Here is a 24,259-nt window from a genome sequence, read left to right on the forward strand (position 1 = left end):
ACAGGGCCTGCCGTTGCAGCGCCGTCTCAGAACCCAATCTCGGCTGCCGTCGGCGGGTTGGCCCCTGCCCGCGATACCGTCACGGCCGCCGCCTTGGCGCCTACCGTCAGCGCCTCACGCACGGCCTCTTCCGACAGCGTCGCTACCTTTTCCTTGGTCAGCAGGTCCTGACGCTTCAGCGAAGCCAGAATGCCCGCATCAAACGTGTCGCCGGCGCCGACGGTGTCGACCACTTCGACCTTGTTGGAGGGCACGGAGACCTTGAAGTTCGCCGTATAGGCGGTCGCCCCTTCTGCACCCTTGGTCAGCACCACGAGCTTGGCGCCGCGTGTGAGCCAATAGGCGGCACGTTCGTCCTGGGTGCCCGGGAGATCAAACCAGTCGAGGTCTTCGTCGGAGAATTTCAGGATGTCGGACATGTCCGCCATGCGGGCGATGCGCGCCTTGTGCTCTTCCTTGTCCTTGATGAAGCCGGGGCGGATGTTGGGATCGAGCGAGATCACGCGGGTCTTGTGCTCGCGGGTCATCAGCGCCTCGTAGGTCGAGCCGCAGGGTTCCGGGATCAGGCTGATCGCGCCGAAATGCAGGGCTTCGCAGCTGTCGTCGAGGGTGGGAAGATCGGCTTCGGTGATCATCCGGCCGGCGGTGTTTTCGTCGTAGAAGGCGTAAGAGGCCTGACCGTTTGTCAGCTTGACCAGCGCAATCGTGCAGGGGCGAGAAAGCGTAGCGCAATAGCTGTAATCGACGCCGGAGGATTTCAGCGTGTCACGCAGGATATCGCCCAGCATGTCATCGGAAAGACCGGTGAAGAAGCCGGTGTCGATGCCGAGGCGCCCCAGCGCAATCGCTGTGTTGAAGATCGCGCCGCCGGCATAGGGAGAAAAGGCCCGCTCGCCGAGCGTGGTTTCGCGTGGCAACATGTCAATCAGCGCTTCGCCGCAACACAGGATCATCTCGACCTCCCAGTGATCTGTTTCAATCGATTTAAACTAAGTCATGCCGGATTTCCAGCGCGATTATGAGCATTTGCTCAAGCGAGAGACGAAACCCCACCATTGCGCCCCGACCATTCGAGCGGCGCATCAAGGAAGGCCTCGACTTCCGACAGGGTCTTCTCATCAAAGAGTTTCTGCTCACGCGCAACAGTGAGCACGTTCCGCCAGGTGGCGATGTAATGCAGCTTCACCTTGCCGTCGTCAAAGCGCTGCAGACCTTCCGGGAAGATGTCGTAGTAGAAGAGTGCAATGCCATGATCGACAACGCCGCCGGCTGCTCTGATCGCATCGATGAACTTGAACATGCTGCCGCCGGCCGTGGTCAGGTCCTCGATTACGAGCACGCGCGCCCCTTCCGGAATATGGCCCTCGATTTGGGCATTGCGGCCATGGCCCTTAGGCGCCTTGCGCACATAGATCATCGGCAGGGCCAGGCGATCGGCAAGAAGGGCCGCGAAGGGAATACCCGCTGTCTCACCGCCGGCGATACAGTCGAACTGCTCAAAGCCGGCATTGCGCATCAGCGTCGCTGCAGCGAAATCCATCACGGTGGAACGCACGCGCGGATAAGACAGAAGCTTGCGGCAATCGATATAGACGGGGCTCTTCATGCCAGACGAGAGCTTGTAGGGCTCAGCCGCATTGAAATGCACCGCCTTGATCTCCCAGAGCATCTTCGCCACGAGGTCTGCCATCACGGCGGGGTCGGTGAAGGGGGTCTGGATCATGGCGCTCTCCTGTCAAATGCGGTCAGAAGCGCAATAGCAGCAAGAGGCGAGGCTGACCAGACGCTGGCGCGGGGCTGCACGCCCCTCCGACTGTCCGGATGAGAGATGACTGGATGTCTCTCGACCCGGCCTGATGGAACAATCGCGCGGCTATGCGATTTTATCCCCGCGTCCGCACCTCACAACAAGGTTTCATCCAATGGAAAACTATCTGATCATCCAGCCGCTCGTCGCCCTCATCGCCGGCATTCTTATTCTCATCATGCCGCGCCTCTTGAACTACGTCGTCGCGATCTATCTGATCATCGTCGGCCTGACCGGCCTCTGGCCGCAGCTGTCGACGATGACATCGTAACGCCCGGAGCCGAAGCGCAGCGCGCTGAACGCCTGCCGTTTCGACGCCCGACACCAAAAAGGGGCCCGCATCGCTGCGAGCCCCTTTCTCTATTCCGTATGATCAGCCTTTGACGATCTTCAGTTCGCAGGTCGGCTGGAATGCCTTGAGGTACCAGGTCGGACCGTCGCAATCGCGGCTAGAGGACTTCAGGGTCGACTTGGTCGGAGCACTCGGTGTCGGGTCGGTCGGGCCGCCGTCGATCGGGCCTTCGTCATCCGGGCAGGGCTTGCCGCCGTGGTGACCATGGCCGTGGCCGTGATGACCCTTGCCGTGACCCTTGCCGTGACCCTTGCCATGGCCCTTGCCGTGGCCCTTTCCATGACCCTTGCCGTGGCCCTTACCTTCGCCCTTACCATGGCCCTTGCCGTCGCCCTTGCCATGGCCCTTGCCGGGACGGTCCTTGCCAGGACCCTTGCCATCGTCCTTCTTCGGACCGTTTTCCGAGCCGTGGTTCACCTGCGGTTCACCGCGGTCACCGCGCGGATGATACTCGTCGCTGTGACGCGGGGTCTCATCCTTGTCTTTGACTTCGTCAGAGGGGCCGCCGCGATCGTCCGGCTTGTTGCCGCGGTCTTCTGGGGCACCACGGTCGCCGTTGTTGGATGAGGTGTCATCCTGCTTGGGACCATCTTCACTCTTCGAGCCATTGCCCTGATCGCCATGATCGGATGGGCCGCGATCATTGTCGTCAGACGGACCGCGATCATTGTTCTCGGACGGACCGCGGTCGGTGTTGTCGGACGAGTTGCCACGGTCCGCAGGGGCACCACGATCACCGTTGTCGGACTTGTCGTCCTGCTTCGGACCGTTGTCGTGGTTGCCACGATCAGACTGATCGTCGTCGTCGGACTGGTTCCCACGGCCGCCGTTGTCACCGCGGCTGTCACTGTCGCCACGGCCGCCACGGCTGTCATTGTCCGACTGGTTGCCGCGGCTATCGTTGTCCGACTGGCTGCCACGGCTGTCGTTGTCCGACGGATTGCCACGGCCGCCATTGTCTGACGGATTGCCGCCCCACGAACCACCCTGGCTACCACGGCCGCCCTGATCGCCCTGGCCGCTTTCGCCGCCCTGACCACCCTGACCACCCTTGTTACCGGCCTGCTTCGAGGCCGCTGCGAAGGCGGTGGCGTTGAAGAGCACCGGCTGCAGGCCGACGGCGGTGGAGGCGAAGAGCGCAGTCAAAAGAACGGCTGCACCCTTGTTAACTATCGACTTGGAGGTGCTGACGTACACATCCCGGAATGACTTGGAAGAACGCATTACTAACTCCCCACGAAATATTTAAGACGACCAATTCGTCTGTGAGGAGATAGATATCCACAGTTATATTCTGTGTCATCTTGATTTTAATAGATTGTAAACCATGGTAAATTTTAACGATCTCCTTTAAATTCTTTGTTTAAATAAAGTTTTAGGAATTAATACTTGTGAATACAAAGAGCATCCCGCTCTATTGAAGCTACAAAGGCGCCTCCATGGAGACCGGCGCCGAACACGCACGCCAGATCTGCTAATGTAAACAAAGTCTTAATTGCAGAGACTTTGGCCGTCGGCGCAAATCTCGTTGCCGCAACCGTTCGGCTCGCCATGTGTGTCGCCGCCCTCTGACAAACCGCAGGCCGGAGCAAACGCGCTCAAACGCGAACGACCGGCCGCTCGTTTGAGAGAGGCCGGCCGATGTTAGGGTCCGCTGGGTTCAGTTGAAAAAAGAGGCCCGGATCGGGCTACAGGGCTGGGTCCGAGTTCAGGCAACATTCCAATGCAAGGGGAACATCGGGTCGAAGACGGTGACGGGGCCAGCTCCGGTCTCGATCTTTGCCGGGAATTCGACCGGCTCTTCCCGCTTCACCAGCGTGATTGTCTCCTCGTTTGCCGGAAGACCATACCAGGCAGGTCCGTTCAGCGAGGCAAAAGCCTCCAGTCTGTCCAGTGCATTGTCCTGCTCGAAGACATGGGCAAGGCAGCTCATCGTGTTGATCGAGGTATAGATACCGGCGCAGCCGCAGCCGCATTCCTTCAGCGGGTCCACATGCGGTGCAGAGTCCGTACCGAGGAAGAACCTGATGTCGCCGGAGGTTGCTGCCTTGCGCAAAGCCAGACGATGGCTCTCTCGCTTGGCCACCGGCAGGCAGTAATAATGCGGCCGGATGCCGCCGACGAGAATGGCATTGCGGTTGATGATCAGGTGATGCGTCGTGATCGAGCCGGCGAGGTTCCTCTCGGCCGAGCGAATATAGTCGATCCCGTCGGAGGTGGTGACATGCTCCATGGTCACCTTCAGCTCCGGCAGACGCTTGCGCAGCGGGTCGAGCACCGTGTCGATGAAGACCTTTTCGCGGTCGAAGATATCGACATCAGGCGTCGTCACCTCGCCATGCACGCAGAGCGGCAGGCCGATCTTTGCCATGCGCTCCAGAACCGGCATGGCCTTGTCCATGTCGCGCACGCCGCCATGGGAATTGGTGGTGGCACCGGCCGGATAGAGTTTGACCGCCGTGATCAGGCCGGAGCGCTTGCCCTCCTCGACATCGTTGGGGTCGGTGTGCTCGGTGAGATAGAGGGTCATCAGCGGCGTGAAGCGGTCGCCTGCCGGCACGGCCTTGACGATGCGCTCCCGATAAGCCCTTGCATCCGCCGTGGTGACGACCGGCGGCACGAGGTTGGGCATGATGATGGCGCGGGCGAAATGACGGCTGGTGTCGCCGATCACGCCATCCAGCATGGCGCCGTCGCGCAGATGCAGGTGCCAATCATCGGGGCGACGGATCGTCAGGGAAACCATAATGCGACATGCCTCCGGCTTGCAGAAATCTGCCCGCCCTTAGCATGTTCGTCCGAAGGATCAAAGGATCTCAGGCAACCCGTTCGCCGGGGAACCGATCCGTCGACGCCGCCATGGCGCGCTCCGCCTCTTCGGCCTGTTCGCGCCGGTCCTGGTCCATGATCGCCTGGATACGCGGCAGGGCACGCTCGAAGGCGGCGACACAATCCGGATCGAACTGGGTGCCGGCGCGGCCGAGGATATGCTCGACGGTGCGGGCAAAACTCCAGGCCGGCTTGTAGGGACGCTCGGTGGTCAACGCGTCGAAGTTGTCGGCGATGCAGACGATCCGGCCGGAGATCGGGATCGCGGTGCCCGCCAGACGGTTGGGATAGCCCTGCCCGTCCCAGCGCTCGTGGTGGCTGGCGGCAATCTCCGAGGCGAGCTGCAGCAGCGAGGAATGCGAGCGACCGAGAATGTCGCTGCCGATTTCGGCATGCGACTGCATCTGGCGATATTCCGCTTCGGTGAGGCGCCCCTGCTTCAAGAGCACCGTATCGGGCATGGCGACCTTGCCGATGTCATGCATCGGGGCCGCTAGGCGGATGTCGTGGCAGAGTTGCGGCGACAGGCCGAGCTCGATGGCGATCGCTTCGGAATAGGAAGCGACGCGCAGCGTATGACGCGCCGTTTCCGGATCCTTGTAGCCGGCAGCGAGAGTAAGGCGATGGATGATCTCCTGCTCGCGCTCACGCAGTTCGCCAACGGCACGCTCCACCTCGCGGCGCAGCCATTCCGCCTGGTCGGCCAGTTGGCGGCGGGCGCGGGCGAGGCTGACGATATTCTGCACGCGGGCCTGGAATTCGACGGGATTGACCGGCTTGGTCAGGAAGTCGATGGCACCTGCATTGAGCGCCGCCATGCGGGTCGTCATATCTTTGTCGGCAGTCACGAAGATCACCGGCACCTCGGCATATTTATCGAAGCGGACAATCTCGGTGAACAGCTCGACACCGTTATAGACCGGCATCTGGTAGTCGATGATGGCAATGTCGAAATCGAGCTCCGGCAGGGCCGAGAGCACCGCGTCCGGGCTGGCAAAGGGCACCGCTTCGCAATTGTCGAGTTTGCCAACCAGCTTGGTCAGAAGCTTCAGATTGGTGCTGTTGTCGTCAACCAACAAGATACGCATGAACGCCTCCGTGCTTCTATGCAACGAGTTTGAATTTGAGGGCCTGAATTTCTTCGCCCAGTATGTCGATATCGGCGGCTTCGGGGGCCTGGTGGCGCAGCGCATTGGCCTTCACCGCCAGATCGTTCAGTCCGACATTCGAGGCCGCCCCCTTGATCGTGTGGAGCACGCGATCGCGCCTGTCCGGGTCCTGCTTGCGCAGCGCCTCATCCAGTTCTGCCAACAGTTCTTCCGCATCGTTGAAGAAGGATTCAACCAGTTCCTGGAAAACGTCTTCACCGAGGGCATCGACCAGTTCGGCGTGACGCGCCTCATCCAGTCCCTCGATGCCGAGGCCCGGAAGCGCCTGCAGCGGCATGGCACTCATGTCCGGCTCCGGCAGCTCAAAGCGCTCAAGCGCCGGTTTGGGGGCGGCATGCGGGGCTTGCGACGCGCCGCGATCGGGCGTGGTGGCATAGGCGATCATCTGTTTCAGTCTTTCCAGGGTCACGGGCTTGGATTCAAAGCCCTGCATGCCGGCATCCATGCAGCGCCGGCGGTCGTCGTCGGACGCGTTCGCGGTCATGGCGATGATCGGCGTCGAGGCGCAGGGTCCCCCTTCGGCGATGATCCGGCGCGTGGCCTCGATCCCGTCCATCACCGGCATCTGCATATCCATCAGGATCAGGTCGAAGACCTGTCCACGGGTGATCGCGACAGCCTCGGCGCCGTCATTGGCGATCTCGACGTGCTGTCCCAACCGGGCGAGGAACCGCGTGGCAACGATCTGGTTGACCTTGTTGTCTTCGACGAGAAGGATCCGGTAGCGCGGCAGCGTCTCTTCCGCGGCCGTCTTGGCAACAACCTTTTCCGCCTCTTCGCGGCCAACGGGCACCACCGACAGTTCGAACCAGAAGATCGAGCCGACGCCGACGGTGCTGCTCATGCCGAGCTCGCCCCCGAGCTTTTCGACGATCTGCTTGCAGATGGTAAGGCCCAGACCTGTTCCGCCGTACCGACGGCTGATCGAGGCGTCGACCTGCGAGAAGGGCTTGAACAGCTTGTCGAGCCCCGCCTCGTCGATGCCGATGCCGGTGTCTTCCACCTCGAAGCGGATCATCAACTTGCCTTCGCGGTAGAACTCGCGCAGGCGGAGGGTAACGGTCCCCTGGCTGGTGAACTTCACCGCATTGGACAGAAGATTGAGCAGAACCTGACGCAGGCGCGTCGGGTCGGTCTTGACGAACAGGGCTTGCAGGGATTCGGGCAGATCGAGAATGATCGTGTTGTCCTGATCGTCGGCGCGACCGCGGATAATGCTGACCGTGCTCTCCGCCAGACCGCAGATATCGAAGGCGCGTTCCTCGAGTTCCAGCTTGCCGTGTTCGATCTTGGAGAAGTCGAGGATCTCGTTGATGATCTCCAGCAGCGCCTCGCCGGAGGAGCGGATCGTCTTCACGCTTGAGAGAGCATCATCGGGCAGTTCAGACAGTTCAAGCAGTTCCGACATGCCGAGGATGGCATTGAGCGGGGTGCGGATTTCATGGCCCATGGTCGCCATGAACTGAGATTTTGCCCGGTTGCCGGCATCGGCCGCTTCATAGGCTTCCGTCAGTTCGGATGCCATGGCCTGGAGTTCGCGGCTGGTTTCGCGCACGGATTTCAGCTGCCGGTTCAGGGTGACGACGAGAAAGACCACGGAAACCATCAGCAGGACGAGCATGATGCCCGAGGTGCGTTCGAGCCCGAGGATGATCTGTCGGCTTTCAGCACGTTCGGAGCTGACGCGTGTATTGGTATAGAGCAGGAACTGCTCGGTTATGCGGCCGAGGCCGGAAACGACGGCTTCCAGACCATCCAGCTGCTCCGCCGCTGGATAGTCGCCAACTGTGATCCCGTCGAAGACCGGCTGGATGCTGGTGATTGTCGTCGCGATATTGTCAATGTAACCACGGATCTTCAGATCCTGAGCGAAGTAACTGCCGAACTTCGACTGATCCAGGATTGCGATACGCGAATAGAGAATGTCGTAGCGGAGGCCGAGTTCCTGGAAACCCTCGGGATTCGGCTCGCCCCGGCGCAGGATCGACAGGCTGTAATCAAGCTGCCGGGCCTCCCGGTCCAGCTGATAGACGGACCACATGGAATTTTCGCGCACGCCGTCTTCCATGATCCGGTATTGACGGGCGATATCCACGAAGAGGATGAGAAGCACCAGGAGAAGGACAGCCGAAATCAGCTGCAGGATGAAGGCCACATGGCCTCCTCCCGCTGCCTTTCGGAGTGTCGCTTCCCGGTTGTTCACTTGCTGACCTCGATTTCCTTGATCTGCCAGACGGAGCGCGAGAAATATTTCTCGTTGTAAAGGTCTGGGTTCTGGTCGAACGGATAGACGATCATCAGCGGACCCTTGTCACGCACGGACATGGGCTTGCCATCCATCCGGGTCGCCAGCATCGTCGCGAGCTTGGCGTCTTCGGCCGGCACTTCGGCTGCGTAATCGTTGAGCGCCTTGACCGACAGTAGTGTGCCTGTCGAACCCACGGCCTCCAGCAATGCGCTGAGGAGCGGTCCTTCAAACGTCACCTTGCCGTCCGTCCAGGGCGTTTCCATCGTCGCCTTGCGGCCGGCCAGTGCTTCGAGCATGGCAAGGTCGAACTCGGCGGTGTTGCCCGCATTGGTATTGGTAATGGCGCCCTTCACCGTCAGGACCACAGGTCCCGTGGGCGCATCGAGCGCGAGCGCGGATGTCGATGAGACCGCGCCTAACAGGAGCGCAAGTAGCATGCCTTTCATGGGATTTCTCCAGGTCGCGTTGAGGGTTCAGGCCGACTTCGGCAGGTCTTGGACGATCGCAGCAGCGCCGAGGTGATCGGCGATCAGCTTGCGGAAGGCCATGGCCTCGACCGGCTTGTGCAGGAAATCGGTGACGCCTGCGGCACGGGCTTCCTCGCGCAGGCGCGGATCCGTCTCGGCGGTTACCATGACGGCCGGGACGTTGCGGTAGCGATCCATTAGGCGCACCGCCTTGATGAACTGCAGACCCGACATGCCCGGCAGCAGATGGTCGACGATCAGCATCGAGAAGGTTTCAGCGTGACAGAAGGTCAGTGCTGTGTTCCCGTCAGTGGCCACGACCATCTCTTCGTTCGTCACCTTCTTTGCGAGATGCTTGATGATCATCGCATTGGTCGGGTTGTCTTCAACGATCAGTATGGTCATGCCACCACTCCTCTCCGGCGCTGGTCCCCTGGACTGCCGCGCCTCCCCATCTGCCGGGGAGACGTTGCACGCGTTAATCTTTCATGGAGGAGTTGTATCAGGGGGAGGCTGAGATTGGCTGAAGCAAACCGGTACAATTTTACCGATTGCCCATTTAATTAGAACTTAAGAATTAACGATGAAACGAAGTCCCGAACAGGACCAGCAACTTAGGCAAATCGCAACGTAATATCGGCCGGATGGCTGGCGCTCAGGACGAGACGGCCGTTGGGAAGATCATTGTCCTCGACCTTCGCGCGGATCTCGTCCTGGGACAGTCCGTAATGGATCCATCGCGCCACGAGCCGGCGCTCCAACTCGTCTTCTTCCGGCGCGACCATCACCGTCAGATCGAAGGAAGAGGCAATCGGCCGCCAGGGCTCGCGGTCGAGCAGGACGTAGTTGCCTTCGACGAGAATGATGCGGTCTTCCGGTGCGATACAGCGGGCGGCACAGATGGCGAGCTCCCGGTCACGGTCGAAAACCGGGACCAGCACTTCGCCGCCGGCGCGCACAGCCTGCAGGATGTCGCGAAGGCCGCGCACGTCGAAGGTCTCAGGCGCGCCCTTGCGCGGCAGGAGGCCGCGTTCGATCAGCAGCCGGTTGTCGAGATGGAAACCGTCCATCGGCAGGACGGCGGGTGCCTGTTCCAGCTCTTTCAGTTTTTCGAAAAGGGCATCGGCGAGCGTCGACTTGCCGCCGCCGGGAGGCCCGGCAATCCCGACGAGAAAGCGGGCCTTGCCTTCAGCCCGCCTGACGATCTCGTCGGCCAGTTCGTCGACCGTCATGCTCATGCCGCGAGACCGGCATCCGGTGCCGGCCGGGCGCCCGTCATAAAGGCGACGGCGTCCGACATGGTGTAGTCCTTCGGATTGATGACGCAGAGCCGCTTGCCCAGGCGATGGACATGGATGCGGTCGGCCACTTCGAAGACATGCGGCATGTTGTGGGAAATGAGCACGATCGGCATGCCGCGCGAGCGCACGTCGAGGATCAGCTCGAGAACCTTGCGGCTTTCCTTGACGCCGAGCGCTGCCGTCGGCTCGTCGAGAATGATCACCTTGGAGCCGAAGGCCGCCGCACGGGCAACCGCCACGCCCTGACGCTGGCCGCCCGACAGCGTCTCCACCGCCTGGTTGATGTTCTGGATCGTCATCAGGCCAAGTTCGGTCAGCTTGTCGCGGGCGAATTTTTCCATCGCGGGACGGTCGAGCTTGCGGAAGACCGAGCCCATGACGCCGGGTTTGCGGATCTCGCGGCCGAGGAACATGTTGTCGGCGATCGAGAGTGCCGGGGACAGAGCGAGGTTCTGATAAACGGTCTCGATGCCGGCCTTGCGCGCCTCGATCGGCGAGCGGAAGTTGATCGTCTTGCCTTCGAGCTTGATCTCGCCTTCGTCCGGCGTGACGGCGCCCGAGATCGCCTTGATGAGCGAAGACTTGCCGGCACCGTTGTCGCCGATGACGGCGAGGATTTCGCCCGGATAGAGGTCGAAATCGGCATTGTCGAGGGCGGTGACGCGGCCGTAACGCTTGACCAGGCCGCGGGCGGTGAGAATGGGTTCCTGGGTCATCAGCCTGCTACCTTTCTGATCCACTGGTCGATTGCGACGGCGGCGATGATGAGCACGCCCGTGAGCAGCACCTTCCATTGCGGATCGGCGCCGAGCATGTTGAGGCCCATGGACACGACGCCGACGATGAGGGCACCGAAGAGCGTGCCCAGGATCGAGCCGCGTCCGCCGAAGAGCGAGATGCCACCGACCACCGCAGCCGTAATGGCCTGAAGATTATAGTCGGTGACCGCGGCCGACGGCGAAATCGACCCATTGCGGCCGATCGAGACCCAGGCTGCGAGCCCGGCAATGACGCCGGCAAGCGTATAGGTGCCGAGCAGCACGCGGTCGGTGCGGATACCGGCAAGCTGGGCGGCCTCCGGATCGTCGCCGACCGCATAGAGGTGCCGACCCCAGGCCGTGTGATTGAGCGCATACCAAAGCCCTAAGACCAGGATCAGCATGAAGACGACGCCGAGCGTGAAGACCGCCTTGCCGACCTTGAAGCTCTCGCCGAAGACCTGAAGGAAGGGTGCGATGGCCTCGACATCGGCATCGCGCAGCGTCTCGTTAGCCGAATAGATGAAGTTGGTGGCCATCACGATGTACCACGTGCCCAGCGTGACGATGAAGGGCGGCAGCTTGACCTTGGCGACGAGCACGCCGTTCAGGAGGCCGCACAATCCGCCGACGGCCAGGCCGATGATGACGGAAATTCCGGAGGGGATGCCGTAGTGGATGGCGCAATTGCCCATCACCACGGCGGAGATGACCATGACCACGCCAATCGACAGATCGATGCCGGCGGTCAGGATGACCAGCGTCTGGGCCGCCCCCAGGATGCCGACGACGGCGATCTGCTGGAGGATCAGGGTCAGCGTATAGCTGGAGAAGAATTTGCCACCGATCGTCAGGCCGAAGATGATGATCGACATGACAAGGACGATCAGGGGCACGGCCGCCGGCGTTGAGTGTAGGAAGTGCTGGATCTTGCGCAGAGTAGAGCGGTCCTCGAAGGATGCCACGCTCGTTTCACTCTGGGTCAGCACCTTCTCGAATTCCTGGGCTCCCGCCATAAGACATACCTCCCGATGTGGTTCTTGTGCCGGACTCCGGGCCCGGTATTTGACACGGGGCGGCCAGAAGCCGCCCCGATCTTTTCATGGTCCGCCATCAAGCTGCGGGGATCAACCCCAGCACTTGTCCGTACCTTCCTTGACGCTGATCGACTCAACGCCGGCAGCCGGCTTGTCGGTGACGAGGGCGACGCCCGTGTCGAAGAAGTCCTTGCCTTCGGTCGGCTTCGGCTTCTCGCCGGTTTCAGCGAACTTCTTGATCGCTTCCACGCCGAGCGACGCCATCAGCAGCGGATACTGCTGCGAGGTGGCACCGATCTGGCCGTCGGCCACGGCCTTGACGCCCGGGCAACCACCGTCGACCGAAACGATCAGGACGTCGTTTTCCTTGCCGACAGCCTTCAGAGCCTGGTAGGCGCCAACAGCGGCCGGTTCGTTGATCGTGTGGATGACATTGATGTCGGGATCCTTCTGGAGAAGGTTTTCCATGGCCTTGCGGCCGCCTTCCTCGTTGCCGTTGGTCACGTCGTGGCCGACGATGCGTGCATCATCTTCGTCGCCGATCTTGTTCGGATCCTTCGGGTCGATGCCGAAACCGATCATGAAGCCCTGGTCGCGCAGAACGTCGACGGTCGGCTGCGACGGTACGAGGTCGAGGAAGCCGATCTTGGCGTCCTTGGCCTTGTCGCCGAGGGTGGCAGCAGCCCACTGGCCGATCAGCTTGCCGGCAAGAAGGTTGTCGGTTGCGAAGGTGGCGTCGGCAGCGGTTGCCGGATCGAGCGGCGTGTCGAGCGCGATCACGAGCAGGCCGGCTTCCTGGGCCTTCTTGACCTGGTCGACAATCGCCTTGGTGTCGGAAGCCGCGATCAGAATGCCCTTGGCGCCGTCGGCGATGCAGGATTCGATGGCCGCAACCTGGCTGTCATGGTCACCGTCGACCTTGCCGGCATAGGCCTTCAGGTTGACGCCGAGTTCGGCGGCCTTAGCGGTCGCGCCTTCCTTCATCTTGACGAAGAAGGGGTTGGTGTCGGTCTTGGTGATGAGGCAGGCCGAAACGTCGGCGGCCGAGGCCGGAGCGGCGAAGACGACGCCCAGCGCAAGCGTCGACAAGGCAGCGGTAAGCAGAGACTTTTTCATTAGGTATCCTCCCGAAAGTTGGTGGGCCAGCTCCTCCGGCCGCAACGTGTCGGCACGGATCGCGCCTTCGCAATCCGATCGGGGTTTCTCGGCCCCACTCCTCCACGACCCATTAAAAACTACAGAAGTTTTGAGCTGTCAATAAATAAATCCAGTTGAATTATTAAATCGCTGTGACATTCTCGCGGAGCTGCCGTAAAAGGGAGCGGTCGGGAGGAGCGGCCTTGGTGTCACAGGAAAGCTATACGCAAGCGGTCGATCAGGGCCTGAAGTCGAGCGCCGGCGGAGGCTCGAACCAGGTCCGTGTGCGCGCCTATAACGAACGTCTGGTGCTGTCGCTGGTGCGTCAGCATCCGGGCTGTTCGAAGGCGGACATCGCCCGGCTGACCGGGCTTTCGCCGCAGACGGTGTCGGTCATCATGCGCTCGCTCGAAAGCGACGAACTGCTGATGCGCGGCGAGCCCATTCGCGGCCGCGTCGGCCAGCCTTCCGTGCCGATGTACATCAATCCCGAGGCGGTCTTCTCCTTCGGCGTGAAGATCGGCCGGCGCAGCGCCGATCTGGTGCTGATGGATTTTGCCGGCGAGATCCGCGAGCAGAGGCACCAGACCTATCCCTATCCGCATCCCGACCACCTCCTGCCCTTCATCTGCGACGGCATCCATGCGCTGGAGGCCGCCATGGACGAGGCCCAGCGCAACCGCATCGCCGGCATCGGCATCGCTGCCCCTTTCGAATTGTGGAACTGGGCGGAAGAAGTCGGTGCGCCCGCCGGGGCCATGGACATCTGGCGCCAGGTGGATCTGCAGGCGGCCGTCCAGGCGCGCATGGGGCACCCCGTTTACTTACGCAATGACGCGACCAGTGCCTGTGGGGCCGAACTCGTCTTCGGCGCCGGACAGCGCTATCCGGATTTCGTCTATTTCTACATCGGCTCCTTCATCGGCGGCGGCATTGTCGTCAATGCCGCTCTCTTTGTCGGGCGCACTGGCACTGCCGGCGCGATCGGCCCGCTTCCCGTGCGCGACAAACATGGCGAGACGCGACAGCTCCTGGACATCGCCTCGATCTTCGTCCTCGAAAATCTGCTGCGCGAACGCGGCATCGATCCGCAGCCGCTCTGGTACGCCGCAGAACAATGGATCGATTTCGGCGAGCCGCTCGAAATCTGGATCCAGGATACCGCCGCCGCCCTTGCCCAGGCCGTGGTCGCCGCCGCCTCGATCATCGACTTTGCCGCCGCCATCATCGACGGCGGCTTTCCGGACTGGGTGCGCAAGCGTCTGGTCCAGGCCACCATCGAAGCGATGAACCGCCTCGACCTGCAGGGCGTTGTCGTACCAGACATCATCGAGGGCGAAGTCGGCGCCCAGGCCCGCGCCATCGGCGGCGCCAGCCTGCCGATCTTCGATCGCTATCTCATCGACCAAACCGTATTGTTCAAGGACACACATCATGCTGAAGGGAATTGATCCCCTCCTGAGCCCCGAACTTCTCGCCACCTTGCGTGCCATGGGCCATGGCGACGAAATCGCCATCGTTGATGGCAATTATCCGGCACTCGAACATGCCCGCCGTCTCGTCCGCCTCGACGGCCACCATCTGGTGCCGGTGCTCAACGCCGTGCTGAGCGTGATGCCGATCGACGACTTCGTGCCGGAAGCCATCTTCCGGTCGGTGGTCGGCGGCAAGCCGGACCAGGTCGATCCCGTCCATCAGGAGATCATCGACTGCTGCGCCCGGCATGAGCCGAAAGTGCCGGTGACAAAGCTGATCGGGGCCGATTTCTACAACCGCGTAAAGGCCGCCCATACGGTTATCCAGACGGGTGAGCCGCGGCTTTACGCCAATGTCGTCCTGCGCAAGGGTGTCATCTATCCCTGATCTCGCGTAGGCGAGAAAGGATCAGCCTTCCAGGGCCCTGGACAGGCGGCGGGAGAGCTCGAGCGGGTTTTTCAGAACGATGGCCCGGCTCGTCCGCTCGACAAGATCCTCGCGCGCCAGCCTCGACATCTCGCGCGAGACCGTCTCGCGGCTGGCACCGATATGCTCGGCCAGTTCCGCATGAACGAGCGGCGGCGATATAATGCGCTCGCGGCTTCCATCATTGCGCACCCGCGAAAGCCGCAACAGCGTATTGTAGAGCCGGTGCTTCGTATCGAGGAAAGACATCTCCGAAAGGCGGTCGTTCATGCCGCGGATGCGGCGTGACAGATGCTGGAGCAATCCGAGCGCCACATCGGGGCGCTGCTGCAGGATGTCGTGAAACACGGCATAGGGGATGACGGTGACCGAGGCATCACTGACCGCCATCAGGCTCGCGGAGCGCGCGAGGTCGTCGACCGCCGCCTGCTCACCAAGGATGTCGCCCCGCTTGAAACTGCCAAGGATCGCTTCCTTGCCGACAGAGAAACGCAAGACGGCACGGATCTCACCCGTCTGAACAATGAAGACATCCTTGGACATGTCCTCAAAATCGACCAGACTTTCGCCGGCCGAAAGCGTGCGCGAATGGCAACGCTGCAGCCACTCCCGATCCTCTTCAAGGCTCAGGCCGGAGAACACCCTACAACCCCGGAGTGTTGTTGGCATGCCTGCAACATTTTGAACCATGGAGCCTGCCGCTAAATTCGATTTCATCTTTGATTGTACTTGTCGATCTTCTGAATCACGATTTCGAGAGAGTACTTATCTCCATCGCCCCACACGATAGCAAGATGGCTGCGATCAAGACCCTTACAATTCGCCTAGCAACATCAGACGAATTTAATTCAAATGCCGGACATGCGAGACGGTGCCTCTCACGCCCCGAAGCCCTTACCCGATCGAGCCCGAGGATGGACCCCAGACGTCGGTCAGGGCGAAGCCACGCTCGAAAGGATCAAAGGGATCGAGCGCCACCTGATGCAGGCCGAAGGTAAAGCCGCGGCCGCTGATCGTCGGAATGACCGCCGGGCGACCGGCAACCTCCGACAAGGCCGACAGACCCACCTCGAATTCCGAACCGATGATCGAGCGCGACAGCATCTGATCGCCCACTTTCACCCGCCCGCGGGCATGGAGTGTAGCCAGATTGGCGGAATTGCCGGTACCGCATGGCGAGCGGTCGACGCGCCCGGGCCACATGGTGGTGCAGGTGCGGATGGCACCGTCGGGGTCGACATCGCGGAACATGACATAGGCGACACCGGAAATCGCCGGAATTTCCGGATGGACCACCGGAATGCTGCCGTTGATCTCCTGCTTCAGGATCATGCCCGCCTCGACCAGCGCCCGCGCATTGGCCTTGTCGATGGTCAGCCCCACCTGGGCCACATCAACCAACGCGTAGAAGATGCCGCCATAGGCGAGGTCGAAGGCAACAGGGCCCCAGTTGTCGGTATGGAGCCGAACGTCGAGTTCGTGCACGAAGGACGGCACCATGGTCAGCTTGACGCGTTCGCAGCGACCGTCTCGGCATGTTGCCGTGGCCTTGACCAGGCCGGCTGCCGTTTCCAGCATGACGATGGTTTCAGGTTCGCGCATTTCCACCATGCCGCTTTCGAGCAGCGCCGTCGTCACGCAGATAGAGTTGGACCCGGAACTAGCATGCGCCTGATCCGGCTGAAGGATGACGAAAGCGGCATCGGCGTCCGGGTGTTTGGGCGGCAGCAGCAGGTTGACCGAACCGATCGGCGCGCCGCGCGGCTCCAGGACAAGCATGCGCCGCAGTTCCTCGCCCTTGGGATCGCTGTTCAGCCAGGCCAACTGGTCGGCCACCGTATTACCGGGAATCTTCGGAACACCCCCGATCGCGACCTTGCCGATTTCACCTTCGGCATGCACGTCGAGAAGCTGGATCGTACGCTTCCATCTCATGTCACTGTCTCACATTCACGACATCGGATCCGCGCCTGCGCGCCTCTGCGGTCGCTGCGGCTTGGCCGCAACGCACGCATGGCAGGGGCCGAATCCCGGCCTGTAACGATAAAGTCGACAGTTAGAACACGCTTTCGTGTTCACCAAGCCCTTTTGTCAGGGAAGCGGAAAAAGCCGAACGGGCGACGCTTTTCAGCATCGCCCGTCAGAATATCCGGTGAGCAAGATCAGGCGACGAGCGCGAAGTCGTCATGCGTCAGGATCTGGCCGACCTTCACATAAGCGAAGATGGTCGCCTCGACGCTACCGCTGCCATCGGCGTCATAATAAAGAGCCCCAGTCGACTGGTCGTGCAGGATGCGCTGGTCGGCAGTGGTGGCCGTCGACCCCGAACCGAAGGCCTGTTCGAGCAGCGTACCAAGCGAGCCGATGTCGGTGAAAACGTCCACGTCGAGCAAAATCTGGTCGAGCGAGTCGAAGTCTGTGATCCGGTCGGCATTGCCAGCGCCTGTCTCGGCGAAGACGAACTTGTCTGCGCCGGCGCCGCCTGTCAGCGTGTCATTGCCGAGACCGCCAGAGAGCCAATCGTCCCCGGTGCCGCCATCAAGACGATCATTGCCTTCACCGCCATACAAGGTGTCGTTGCCTGTATTGCCGAGCAGAGTGTCGTTGCCGCCCTGACCGTACAGCGTGTCGTTCCCGGCACCGCCGTCAAGCGTGTTCGCGCCACTTCCGCCGATCATCACATTGTCGAGGCTGTTGCCGTAGCCCTTGAACGCCGAGGTCCCTGTATAGGTGAGGTTCTCGATGTAATTGCCGAGGCGATAGCTCGTCAAGCTGGTCATCACGGTGTCGATGCCCTGCCCTGCGATTTCAGAGACGCTGTCATGGCTGCTGTCCACGACATAGGTGTCGTTGCCGGCACCGCCGGTCATCCTGTCGTTGCCGGCACCGCCGGTCATCGTGTCGTTGCCGGCGCCGCCGTCGAGACTGTCATTGCCCAGCCCGCCGATCAGCGTATCGTTGCCGATGCCACCTGACAGCGTGTCGTTGCCCGCACCGCCGGTAATGCGGTTGGCAAGTTCATTGCCGGCGCCGGTAAAATCGCCGGCGCCGAGATATTCGATGTTCTCGAGCCAACTCGACAACGTATAGACAGACAGCGTCGTGCGCACCGTGTCGGTGCCCGCATTGCGCGCCTCGGTGATTACGTCTCCGAGCACATCGACATAATAAATGTCGTTGCCGGCGCCGCCCGTCATCTGGTCTGCACCTGCCCCTCCATCAAGGATGTCGTTACCCGCAGCACCGAACAGGATATCATTACCAGCATTGCCTCGCAGCGTATCATTGCCACCACCGCCGGAAATCTGGTCGATGAAGTCCGTGCCGGTGAGGACCTCGGAACGCGAGGTTCCATTGAGAATGTATGGGGTGGCCTGCGCGTCGTCATTGGCGATGGTGACCGTGGCAGAGGCAGTACCGAGCTTCAGTCCCGACGATGCAGCGGACAGCGCCAGCGCAAAGGTTTCGGCGCTTTCGAAGGTGGTGTCGCCATTCAGATAGACGGTCACGGTCTTGGTCGTTTCGCCGGCAGCGAAGCTCACGGTGCCGGTCAAGGCCCCGCTGAAATCCGAGGCATTTGCGGCATTGGTGCCCGTGCCGGCAGCGGTCCAGGTCAGACTTTCCGTCGCGGTCGCAGCCTTACTTAGAGTGATGGTGAAGGTGACGGCGGTGGTGCTACCCGTGCCTTCGGTGACCGTCGAAGCCCCGGCCGCGACCGAAGCGACGGCCGGCAGAAGACTGGGATCCAGCAGCGAGGCGAGCGTGCGTTCGACATTCATCGAATCGATGAACCGTTCGACCGCCGTGATCGTGTCGGCGCCGATCAGGGTTCCCATGAAGGTGAAGGTGGCGAGCGCGACATTGTAGGTCCAGGTGATATTCGCCCAGCTGTCGCCGAAGACCACCGTGTCGGTGCCCTCGCCGCCGTCGATCCGGTCATTGCCGGTCCCGGCCGCGATCGTGTCGTTGCCGCCGAGCGCGTTGATCGTATCATTGCCGCCATTGGTGGTGATGACGTTGGCGAGAGCGTTGGCGGTGACCGTGTCGTTGCCGTTGCCGGTGACGGCGTTTTCGATCCAGGCGCCCCGCGCGATCGAGATGTTCATCGTCATGCTGTTGGCCGACGAGAAGGAACCCGGCGCAAGATCGACGGTGCTCGCGGTGTTCCAGCCCGACAGGTTCAGCGTATCGGTGTCGCCGGCATCCCAGATGCAGATGATCGGGTTGAGGTTCTGGGTGAAATCATAAATCGCAGCCGTCGTGCCGGTGATGTTGGACTGAAAGCCATAGACGGTATTGCCGGTCCGGGTCGTCGTGTCGGCGCCATACATGGATTGCATGGTCATGATGTCGTTCATCATCGGCGTCTGCGGCGAATAGAGCTTGCCATCCGCGCCGACCCAGTCGGCCCAGGCCACCAGGCCCTCGCCATTCGACGAACCGGATCCCCAGGACGGGCCGAAATAGGACATGACCGAGTAGACGGTCGAATCCTGGTAGGAGGATGGCGTATCGGCGCTGCCGTTGTATTCACCCATGTGTTCGAGACCCAGGGCATGGCCAATCTCGTGGACGAAGGTCAGGAAGCCGTGCGCGCCGATCTTCGGGGTCATCAGGTCATTGGTGCCTTGGCCCGAATTATAGGCGCTGTTCATCCAGACGCTGCCGGTGGTCGGAAAGTAGGCATGGGCGTAACTGACGCCGGAGGTCGCATTGCCGAATTCGATATTCGCCGCCGAGGTCGTCGTGCCGGCCGTCACCTGCTGGATCGACGAGGCGATGACATCATCCCAGAGCGTCAGCGCCAGAATGGCGCGCGCCTGCTGCGTGGCGTTGAAGGCAGAAAACCCCGACTCGCCCGAATAGGTGGCCATGGCAGAGACGACCGTGGGGAAGGAGTAGGTGATGACCGAGCCGGACCACTTGGAGCCCGAATTGAGCTGGTTGATGACCTGCTGGTCCGTCCAGGTTGCCAATGCCATGTGCTTCCCCAAGGTATCTGCGGCCGGACCGCGGTTCTTGGAGACTGTTGTAACAACAAGGGATTAGGGTCGGGTAAGCAAGAGCGGTAAACGCGGGCTCAACGAAAAAGCTCGAAATTTATGGAATTGCCGCAACCTCGCAGCCGACGACGCGTACCAGACGCAATTGCTCGACTGCATGACGTGGGAAGGGAGAGAAAAAAATGGCGCACCCGAAGAGATTCGAACTCCTGACCCCCAGATTCGTAGTCTGGTGCTCTATCCAGCTGAGCTACGGGTGCTTGCCAGCCGACTGTTCGTCGGCGTTGGCGATCCTCTAAAGCGTGACGCTTTGGAATGCAAGCGTCGTTTTTCAAAAAAGAGTCATTTTGCCGTCACGTCACCTCAAGCGGCTTCCGAAAGAAGGCTCAGGCGCGGGCGCGCCAGTCGTTGAGAGCCACTGGCCTGTCGGGGATTTCGATGCGGAACAGGGTGCCTGGCCCCGGCTTTTCCACAAGCGCAATCGTGCCGCCATGGGCGAGCACCAGTTCGCGGGCAATCGCCAGCCCCAGCCCCGTCCCGCCCGAGCGGGCCGAGCCGCGGAAGGCGGCGAAGAGATTTTCGCGGGCCTTAGGCGGCATGCCGGGCCCGGTGTCGTCGATGGTGATCGCGACGACCGAGCCGGTGCGCTGGGCCGAAACGGTGATGCGGCGCGGATGGTCGGGATCGTCGGGTGCGTGGCTCGCCAGTGCCTGCACGGCATTGCGGCAGATGTTGTGAATGACGCGGAAGAGCTGTTCGCTGTCGCCGTCGATCTCGATATCCGGCGCGATCATCTCGACGAATTCGATGGCCAGCTCCTGGTTCAACTGCAGAAGTTCACGCACCTCCTGGCAAAGCTCGACCAGGCGGAAGCGCCGGCGTTGCGGCTCGGCCTCCGAGGTCTGCCCATAGGACAGGACCTCGCTCGTGTAACCAACGGCCCGGTCGATCGCGCGCAGAAGCTTCGGGGCAAAACTTTTTACCAGCGGATCCTCGACATCCACCAGCCGGTCCGACATCAGCTGGGCAGAGGCCAGAATGTTGCGCATGTCGTGGTTGATCTTGGAGACCGCGAGGCCGAGATCGACCAGCGTCTTCTGCTGGCGGAGCGTCTTTTGCAACTGATCCTGCATGCGGGTCAGGTGGCGACCAGCCACCGCGATTTCGTCGTGACCGTCCGATGGGTTCAAAATTCGGGCAGGATCCTCCGGATTTTCCGCAAAGGCCTGCATGCTGCGGGCAAGCCGCCGCACCGGCATGATCATGATCCGGTTGATGGCGAGGAACATCAGGACGGCGGTGATCACCGAGATCATCAGCGAGACGATGAGGATGTTGTGCGCGTAACCCAGCATGGCGCGGCGCAGCGGCCTCTCCTCCATGACGATCTCGATGGTCGTGTCGCTCGCATCGGCAATCGGGCCGTAGACGCGCAGCAGGCGGTCGCCGCCGAAGAACAGCGTGTAGAAGGCATCGCGGATCGATTCGAGCTCGGAATAATCGGCAAGATCGTAAGCGGCATCCACTTCCGCCGGCATCTCGGTCACGGCGAGCAGGCGCGAGGTACCGTCCTTGCGCAACACGATCGCCTTGGTGCCCGTGGTCGCCAGCGTGTCCTCCTGCACACCGCGCGGCAATTCCAGCGGCTGCAGGCCATCGATGACCACGCCGGCAGCGGCAGCCGTATTGAGGCGATCCTGCAGCCAGCGCTGGCGCATGGTGGCGACAGACGGCGCAAAAATCAGGATTTCGGCCAACATCACGAAGGCAATCGTCAGCCACAACAGCTTGCCGGACAGCCCCCTGATCCGGCTCGGCATGCGGTAGCCACCGGAGAGGTCGGACTGCAGATCGCTGTCCTGCCGGTCAAACATCAAGTCACGTTCCTGTTGTCCCAAAGGTCGATTTCGGATCGGGGCGTCCAGACATCTTAGTCGAGCGCGCCAGACAAGACCACGCGGAAGATCGCCGCAGACGTTAATCTTTGGTCATGGAAACGAAACGGCCGCGGCATTGGATGCCGCGGCCCTCGATTTTTCTCGGATATTCTCAAAGATCAGAACTCTTCCCAGCTGTCGCCCTTGGGGGCAGCCGCTGCGGCCGCCGCCCGGCCGGAGCCGCCAAAGGCACGGGCAACGCTGCCGGCCAGCTGCCGTGCCGGCGATGCCACCGGCCGATGCTGGGCTGCGACCGGTGCTGGCGCCGCGCGCATGCCACGGGCGTCGTCGCCGAGCTTGAACTGGCCGATGATCTGGGCGAGGCCGCCTGCTTCCGCCGACAGCTTGTGGGTCGAGGCCGACGTTTCCTCGACCATGGCCGCGTTCTGCTGGGTAACCTGGTCCATCTGGTTGATCGCGGTATTCACCTCGGCGAGACCCGTTGACTGCTCCTTGGCGGCAGCCGCGATCGAATGAATATGGTCGTTGATCTTCAACACGCGGCTTTCGATTTCCGACAGTGCCTCTCCGGTGCGCTGCACCAGCTTCACGCCGCCGGCGACTTCCTCGCCTGACTTGGTGATTAGCGTCTTGATGTCCTTTGCGGCATTGGCAGAGCGCTGGGCGAGTTCGCGCACTTCCTGGGCAACGACCGCAAAACCCTTGCCGGCTTCGCCTGCGCGGGCCGCTTCGACGCCTGCATTCAGCGCCAGGAGGTTGGTCTGGAAAGCGATCTCGTCGATGACGTTGATGATCTGCGAGATTTCGCGCGAAGCCTGCTCGATACGGCCCATGGCGTTGACCGCTTCACCAACCACGGTCGCCGACTGGGCGGCGCTGTGCTTGGCTTCGGTCACCATGTGGCTCGCCTCCTGGGCGCGCTCGCTCGACTGACGGACCACGACCGTGATCTCGTCGAGTGCTGCCGAGGTTTCCTCCAGTGCTGCAGCCTGCTGTTCCGTGCGCTTCGACAAATCATTGGTCGCAGACGTGAGCTGCACCGTATTGTCATTGATCGAGTCGGTGCGGCCGCGGATATCAGACATGGTCTGGCGCAGGCGCTGGAAGGACTTGTTGACGTTTTCCTGCAGCTCGGCGAAGACGCCGCGGAAGGTGCCGCTCATTTCCTGCGACAGGTCGTTGGCAGCCAGGCTGCCGATAACGCGGTTGGTTTCCGAAACACCGGTCTCGACCGAACCGAGAAGCTCGTTGATGTTCGAGGCGAAACGGTTGAGGTTGGCGTCCTCGTAGTCCTTCTCGATGCGACGGGAGAAATCGCCGGCAGCAGCGGAGGCGACGACAGCCGCCATGCTGGTCTGCAGATCGTCGCTCTTGGCGCGCATGGCGCTTTCCTGGGCGTTAAGCCGCTGAACCGAGAGACCGTTCTCCTTGAATACCTCGACAGCCGCAGCCATCTCGCCGATTTCATCCGGACGACCGCTATAGGGGATTTCGGTCGAATAATTGCCGCCGGCAATGGCGTTCATCGCGCCGGTTACACGGCGGATCGGGCGGCTCAGATGGTTGACGCCGATATGAATGCCGAGGCCGGCCCCGATGGCGACGGCCAGCAGGGTCACGCCGGAAATCAACATCAACATGGTGCTGCGGAAGGAGGCGAGGCTGTCCGTCATCGCCGTCAGTTCGGCCAGATCCGCCTCGACCACCGCATCGATGTCGGCCTGGAAGGCCTTGCGGTTAGCGCGGTTGGCGTCGGTATTGCCCTGGGCATTGGCTTCCTTGGGATCGGCCTCGATCCCGAGACGTGCCGTTTCAGCGCGGAACGTGCGGAATTCAGCGGCTTTCGCCGTCATGCCGTCGAAGGTCGCCTTCTGCGCCTCGGGCACCAGAGGCTTCCATTGGGCAAGGGCTGCATCCATCTTGTCGAGGTTCTTCAGGATCCCTTCGGCGAAGGGCTTGGCTTTCTCGGTATTGGGCGCGGCGTAGATACCGCGCGCTTCCATGACCACGGCCGTCACCATGCGGTTCAGACGCTCACCCAAATAGGCGCGCTGGGAAATCTCCAGAAGCGCTGCCGATTTTTGCCCGTACTGGACCGTCACGAACACGCCCATAGCGCCGATGACAATCGCTGCCACCCCCAGAATGCCCACCAACGAATAGACTTTGCCGCTAACCTTCACGACCTGCACTCCAATGCGAATGCGCCCAACGCGCATACTCCCTAATATTCGGATAGGTTAGTCAGGAGAGTTTAACGGCTCGTTCCTCCCCATTTTTAGGGAGTGCTCATGTCGTGCAGATCCGTGCAGTTTTTCCGCCGCGTAGAGGGGAAATCACGTCCCTTCAAT

At 61.6% G+C, this 24,259-nt stretch carries 20 protein-coding genes and 1 tRNA gene; 3 read left to right on the plus strand and 18 right to left on the minus strand.

All coding sequences use genetic code 11. The features are described from left to right. Window positions 1–26: 26 nt before the first annotated feature. Both ASE36_RS06560 and ASE36_RS06565 read right to left on the minus strand, forming a co-directional pair. Window positions 27–953 (minus strand): carbohydrate kinase family protein, encoded by a 927-nt coding sequence (locus tag ASE36_RS06560; protein ID WP_062276665.1) that lies wholly within the window; start codon window positions 951–953, stop codon window positions 27–29. A gap of 77 nt (window positions 954–1,030) precedes the next feature. Beyond that, window positions 1,031–1,723 carry an orotate phosphoribosyltransferase gene (locus tag ASE36_RS06565; protein ID WP_062276667.1) on the minus strand — a complete coding sequence of 231 codons (693 nt, stop codon included), beginning with the start codon at window positions 1,721–1,723 and terminating at the stop codon, window positions 1,031–1,033. Window positions 1,724–1,922: 199 nt separating this feature from the next. Here ASE36_RS06565 and ASE36_RS22145 point away from each other — a divergent pair, with 199 nt between their 5' ends. Continuing rightward, complete coding sequence (locus ASE36_RS22145) at window positions 1,923–2,078, plus strand: DUF3096 domain-containing protein (RefSeq protein ID WP_082510950.1); 156 nt, start codon at window positions 1,923–1,925, stop codon at window positions 2,076–2,078. Between the two features lie 102 nt (window positions 2,079–2,180). Here the strand turns inward: ASE36_RS22145 and ASE36_RS22530 are convergent, their stop codons facing one another. The 10 genes from ASE36_RS22530 to ASE36_RS06615 form a co-directional block, all read right to left on the minus strand. Beyond that, window positions 2,181–3,383 carry a hypothetical protein gene (locus ASE36_RS22530; protein WP_062276671.1) on the minus strand — a complete coding sequence of 401 codons (1,203 nt, stop codon included), beginning with the start codon at window positions 3,381–3,383 and terminating at the stop codon, window positions 2,181–2,183. 484 nt (window positions 3,384–3,867) lie between these two features. Then, window positions 3,868–4,905 (minus strand): dihydroorotase, encoded by a 1,038-nt coding sequence (gene pyrC, locus ASE36_RS06575; protein ID WP_062276672.1) that lies wholly within the window; start codon window positions 4,903–4,905, stop codon window positions 3,868–3,870. A gap of 70 nt (window positions 4,906–4,975) precedes the next feature. Beyond that, window positions 4,976–6,076, minus strand: a complete 1,101-nt coding sequence (locus ASE36_RS06580; protein WP_062276674.1) for an HD domain-containing phosphohydrolase — start codon at window positions 6,074–6,076, stop codon at window positions 4,976–4,978. 16 nt (window positions 6,077–6,092) lie between these two features. After that, the gene (locus tag ASE36_RS06585) at window positions 6,093–8,312 is read right to left on the minus strand and encodes an ATP-binding protein (protein WP_244474672.1); all 2,220 of its coding nucleotides are present in this window, start codon (window positions 8,310–8,312) and stop codon (window positions 6,093–6,095) included. A 44-nt stretch (window positions 8,313–8,356) separates the two neighbouring features. Further along, a complete protein-coding gene (locus tag ASE36_RS06590; protein ID WP_062276678.1) occupies window positions 8,357–8,851 on the minus strand; it encodes a molybdopterin-dependent oxidoreductase in 495 nt (164 codons plus the stop codon). Window positions 8,852–8,878: 27 nt separating this feature from the next. Then, entirely contained in the window at window positions 8,879–9,277 is a 399-nt protein-coding gene (locus ASE36_RS06595; protein WP_062276680.1) for a response regulator, read from the minus strand. A gap of 209 nt (window positions 9,278–9,486) precedes the next feature. Then, entirely contained in the window at window positions 9,487–10,110 is a 624-nt protein-coding gene (locus ASE36_RS06600) for a nucleoside triphosphate hydrolase (protein WP_062276682.1), read from the minus strand. Next, window positions 10,107–10,889, minus strand: coding sequence for an ATP-binding cassette domain-containing protein (locus ASE36_RS06605; RefSeq protein ID WP_062276684.1), 783 nt, complete (start codon window positions 10,887–10,889; stop codon window positions 10,107–10,109). Before ASE36_RS06605 ends, ASE36_RS06600 begins: the two co-directional genes overlap by 4 nt. Beyond that, entirely contained in the window at window positions 10,889–11,947 is a 1,059-nt protein-coding gene (locus tag ASE36_RS06610) for an ABC transporter permease (RefSeq protein ID WP_062276686.1), read from the minus strand. Before ASE36_RS06610 ends, ASE36_RS06605 begins: the two co-directional genes overlap by 1 nt. A 111-nt stretch (window positions 11,948–12,058) precedes the next feature. After that, a complete protein-coding gene (locus ASE36_RS06615) occupies window positions 12,059–13,084 on the minus strand; it encodes a sugar ABC transporter substrate-binding protein (RefSeq protein WP_062276688.1) in 1,026 nt (341 codons plus the stop codon). A gap of 224 nt (window positions 13,085–13,308) precedes the next feature. On the opposite strand from ASE36_RS06615, the gene ASE36_RS06620 reads away from it, so the two are divergent. After that, a complete protein-coding gene (locus ASE36_RS06620) occupies window positions 13,309–14,556 on the plus strand; it encodes an ROK family transcriptional regulator (protein WP_156378581.1) in 1,248 nt (415 codons plus the stop codon). Further along, window positions 14,540–14,968: an RbsD/FucU family protein gene (locus ASE36_RS06625; protein ID WP_062278154.1), complete on the plus strand. Its 429-nt coding sequence runs from the start codon at window positions 14,540–14,542 to the stop codon at window positions 14,966–14,968. The genes ASE36_RS06620 and ASE36_RS06625 overlap by 17 nt, the downstream gene beginning before the upstream one ends. 21 nt (window positions 14,969–14,989) lie before the next feature. Here the strand turns inward: ASE36_RS06625 and ASE36_RS06630 are convergent, their stop codons facing one another. The 6 genes from ASE36_RS06630 to ASE36_RS06655 all read right to left on the minus strand — a co-directional run bounded on the left by ASE36_RS06630 (window position 14,990) and on the right by ASE36_RS06655 (window position 24,091). After that, window positions 14,990–15,676, minus strand: coding sequence for a Crp/Fnr family transcriptional regulator (locus ASE36_RS06630; RefSeq protein WP_244474673.1), 687 nt, complete (start codon window positions 15,674–15,676; stop codon window positions 14,990–14,992). Between the two features lie 225 nt (window positions 15,677–15,901). Next, window positions 15,902–16,942, minus strand: a complete 1,041-nt coding sequence (locus tag ASE36_RS06635) for a 4-hydroxyproline epimerase (protein ID WP_062276692.1) — start codon at window positions 16,940–16,942, stop codon at window positions 15,902–15,904. A 227-nt stretch (window positions 16,943–17,169) separates the two neighbouring features. Next, on the minus strand, window positions 17,170–19,989 hold the full coding sequence (locus tag ASE36_RS06640; RefSeq protein ID WP_062276694.1) for a M10 family metallopeptidase: 2,820 nt from the start codon (window positions 19,987–19,989) through the stop codon (window positions 17,170–17,172). 204 nt (window positions 19,990–20,193) lie between these two features. Then, window positions 20,194–20,270: transfer RNA gene (locus ASE36_RS06645), tRNA-Arg, on the minus strand. Between the two features lie 126 nt (window positions 20,271–20,396). Continuing rightward, window positions 20,397–21,830 carry a sensor histidine kinase gene (locus ASE36_RS06650; RefSeq protein ID WP_244474697.1) on the minus strand — a complete coding sequence of 478 codons (1,434 nt, stop codon included), beginning with the start codon at window positions 21,828–21,830 and terminating at the stop codon, window positions 20,397–20,399. A gap of 236 nt (window positions 21,831–22,066) precedes the next feature. Then, on the minus strand, window positions 22,067–24,091 hold the full coding sequence (locus tag ASE36_RS06655) for a methyl-accepting chemotaxis protein (RefSeq protein ID WP_062278160.1): 2,025 nt from the start codon (window positions 24,089–24,091) through the stop codon (window positions 22,067–22,069). Window positions 24,092–24,259 lie beyond the last annotated feature (168 nt).

The organism is Rhizobium sp. Root274 (assembly GCF_001429245.1).
Classification (GTDB): Bacteria; Pseudomonadota; Alphaproteobacteria; order Rhizobiales; family Rhizobiaceae; genus Allorhizobium.